Origin of the sequence: Corallococcus sp. AB049A, assembly GCF_003668885.1 — a bacterium.
Lineage (GTDB): Bacteria > Myxococcota > Myxococcia > Myxococcales > Myxococcaceae > Corallococcus > Corallococcus interemptor.
This window is the reverse complement of the sequence record NZ_RAWL01000657.1, coordinates 1-3131: the sequence shown is the minus strand read 5'-3', so window position 1 is coordinate 3131 and position 3131 is coordinate 1. Positions and strand designations below refer to the sequence as shown.

General features: G+C 71.7%; 3 protein-coding genes. 2 read left to right on the top strand and 1 reads right to left on the bottom strand.

Annotation, left to right across the window (positions count from 1 at the left end):
• A partial coding sequence (locus D7X55_RS37880) for a rhodanese-like domain-containing protein (protein ID WP_121725577.1) occupies positions 1-219 on the top strand: 219 nt, incomplete at its 5' end.
• Here the strand turns inward: D7X55_RS37880 and D7X55_RS37875 are convergent.
• Positions 216-2441: a serine/threonine protein kinase gene (locus D7X55_RS37875; RefSeq protein WP_121725576.1), complete on the bottom strand. Its 2226-nt coding sequence runs from the start codon at positions 2439-2441 to the stop codon at positions 216-218. The genes D7X55_RS37880 and D7X55_RS37875 overlap by 4 nt on opposite strands.
• Positions 2442-2556: 115 nt before the next feature.
• Between D7X55_RS37875 and D7X55_RS37870 the strand changes: the two genes are divergently transcribed.
• Positions 2557-3131, top strand: a 575-nt coding sequence (locus D7X55_RS37870; RefSeq protein WP_121725575.1) for a hypothetical protein, incomplete at its 3' end; no start/stop codon positions are given.

Genomic DNA, 3131 nt, shown 5'->3' with positions numbered 1-3131 from the left:
CTGCCCGGCTCCGTGCTGATGCCCCTGCCGGAGCTGGAGGACTTCCACGAGCAGCTGGAGGCCTTCCGGGGCCGCCCCGTGGTCGTCTACTGCCACCACGGGGTGCGCAGCCTGCACGGCGCCGCGTACCTCCTGGACCGGGGCCTGGAGGCGGTATCGCTCCAGGGCGGCATCGACCTGTACTCGCGCACCGTGGACCCGTCCCTGCCGCGCTACTAGAGCGCGGAGGCCAGATCCAGGGGCAGGTCCGTCGTCTCGTCGGCCTTGATGGTGGCCTCGAAGGCGACCGGCTCCTTGAGCTGCTTGCCGCGCAGCTCCAGGCGCTGCTTGCCCTCCATCAGCTTCAGCGTGGTGCCGGCGCTGCCCATCATCTGGTTGTTCCGGTACACCGTCAGGCCCGGGGCCATGGACCTGGGGGTGATCTTCAGCTTCAGGGTGCCTTCCTTGAAGCTGCGCTCGAAGGTCTTCAGTTCGCCGGGCTGGCCGAACGCGAGCTCTTCTGAATCCTCCAGGTAGATGCCCTGGGCGTCGTTCTCCAGGATGAGCGTGTCCTGCAGGTGGGCGCCCTGCACGCGCGTGAGCGGCGCGGTGCCCAGGAACGTCACCGGCTCCGGGCTGCCGCAGCGCTCCGTGTGCCGCACGGACACCTTCACCGGCTGGTTCGTGTTCACCGTGAGCCACACGCCCTGCGCGTCCGCGGCCTTGGACGTGAGCGCCAGCAGGATGGGCTCGCGGAAGAGCACGCCCAGCGCGAGCAGGCCCACGACGAGGCCCACGGACATCAGCGTGCGCACGCCGCCGCCCTGGGGCTTCACCGGCTCCGGCAGCGCGGGGGCGCTGGAGCGCGACGGACGGCGCTCGCCGGAATCCTCGTCCTCGTCCACCGGCGGGGCCACCGGGCGCGGGCGCGGCGCGTCCACGCGGCTGGAGGTGCGGCGGCGCGGCGCCTCCACGGCGGCCTGGTTGGCGCTGGTGCGGCGGCGCGGCGGAGGCGGCGCGGGCAGCGGCTCCGTCTCCGGATCATCCTCCGGCGGCGGCAGGCGCGTGCGCTCGTCGTCCTCCAGGTCCATGCGCTGCACGCCCGAGCGCGAGCGCATGGGCGGCTCCGACACCGGCACCGCGCGCGACATGCTGCGCCGGGGCGCCGGGGCGTCGTCCGCGGACTGGCTGCGCAGGTCCGAGCGCGAGCTCGTGCGGGCGATCTGCGTCGCGTTCGGGTTGCTGGTGGACGTGCCTCGCCGGACCGCCGGCTCCGACACGCTGGAGCGGCGCCGGGGGGGCGGCTGCTCCACGCCGGTGAGCGACGGCGCGTCGTACTCGTTCGGATCCTCCGCCAGCGCGGGGGACATGCCCGTCGAGCGGCGCGGCGCGGCGCCCGTGCGCGTGGCGTTGCTCCGGGAGCCGCGCGACGGCGACTCGCCCGGCGGGGCCTCCCAGCTCATGTCCGGGGGCGGCCGGGGCGGCGCGGTGTTGGAGTCCTCGCCCACGGGCACGAACTGGCCCTGCTTGCGCTCCTCGTCCAGGCGATCCGCGAAGAGCGTCTTCATCAGCTCCGAGATCTGACCGGAGGTGACGAGCCAGCGCTCGTTGACGAGCAGCTCCTCCAGCGCCGTCTGGAACTCACGCGCGTTGTCGTAGCGGTCATCCGCGCTCTTGGCCAGGGCGCGCATCACCACGTGGTCCATGTCCCGGGGCACGTCGGCCACCTCGGACGGGGACGGGATGTTGCACTCCATGGCCGCCTGCAGCGTGGCCAGCTCCGAGTCCTTCTTGAGCGGCCGGTGCCCGGTGAGCATCTCGTACAGCACCAGGCCGATGGCGAAGATGTCCGCGCGCCGGTCCAGGTGCTTGCCCGCGGCCTGCTCGGGCGCCATGTACGCGAACTTGCCCTTGATGGCGCCGGACTTCGTCATCGACGCCTGATCCGCGGCCTTCGCGATGCCGAAGTCCACCAGCTTCACCGAACCATCGAAGCTGATCAGGATGTTCTGCGGGCTGATGTCGCGGTGCACCACGTTGAGCGGCTGGCCCCGGTCATCGTTGCGGCTGTGCGCGTAGTAGAGGCCCTCGCACGCGGACGCGACGATGCGGATGGCCAGCGGACGGGCGATCCACTGGTTCATCCCGCTGGCCTTGCGCATGACCCGGCCCAGGTCCTCGCCGTGGATGAACTCCATGGCGATGTAGTAGGTGCCGTTGGCCTCGCCGAATTCGTAGACCTGCGCGATGTTCGGGTGGTTGAAGCGCGCGGCGATCAGCGCCTCGTTCTTGAACATCTCCACGAACTCGCGGTCCTCCGCGAGGTGCGGGAGGATGCGCTTGACGACAAGTTCCTTCTGGAAGCCCTCGATACCGGTCTGGCGCGCAAGCCAGACCTCGGCCATGCCGCCCGTGGCGAGCTTCTTGAGGAGCTGGTATTTCCCGAAGGCTTGAGGGTTCATCCCGGGTTACTCCCCGGGGGGAGCGGGCTCAGTGGAAGGTGACAGGGCAGCGCATCTTAGAGGACAGCGACCCGTGAGGCAAAGCCGCACGACCGCCGTGTGGGGGTGGGTCGTCATGACCTGCCTGCTGGCCCTGCATGCCGCCGCCGCTCCGGCGACGGATCAGATCAAGGTGGAGCGGAAGGGAGAGCTGCTCTCCCTCTCCTGGCGGGACGCGGAGGACCAGCTCCAGGGCGTCCTCACGCCCGCCGTCCCCCGCCCCGGTGAGCCCCTGCGGCTCACCCTGTCGGTGGGAAACCTCCAGGGCCCTCCCTTCCGGGGCGCCGTCACGGTCGCGTTCTCGCGCGAGGGCGTGCCCGGCCAGGTGACGCGCACGCTGACGCGCGACGCCGTGGGCTGGAGCACCGAGTTCGTCCCCGACGAGGCCGGCGCGTGGGACGTGGACGTGCGCTTCCTCACCACCCGCCCCAAGGCGGTGCACGCGCGCTTCACGGTGAGCGAGCCTCCGGTTCCACCCATGGTCTGGCGCGTCCTGATGGGGCTGGCCGCGGGGCTGCTGCTGGTGCGGGTGCTGTATGCCGTCACGCGGCGCGGCGTGACGCCCGAGCACCCCATTCCGCCGCTGCCCCAGGCGCCGCCTCCGGAAGCGACCTCCGCGGTGGCTGAGCCGCCCCCGGCCGGGTCTCCCCC

Coding starts and splice junctions, on each gene's coding strand:
- D7X55_RS37875 (WP_121725576.1), bottom strand. CDS start 2,441: ATGAACCCTCAAGCCTTCGGGAAATACCAGCTCCTCAAGAAGCTCGCC.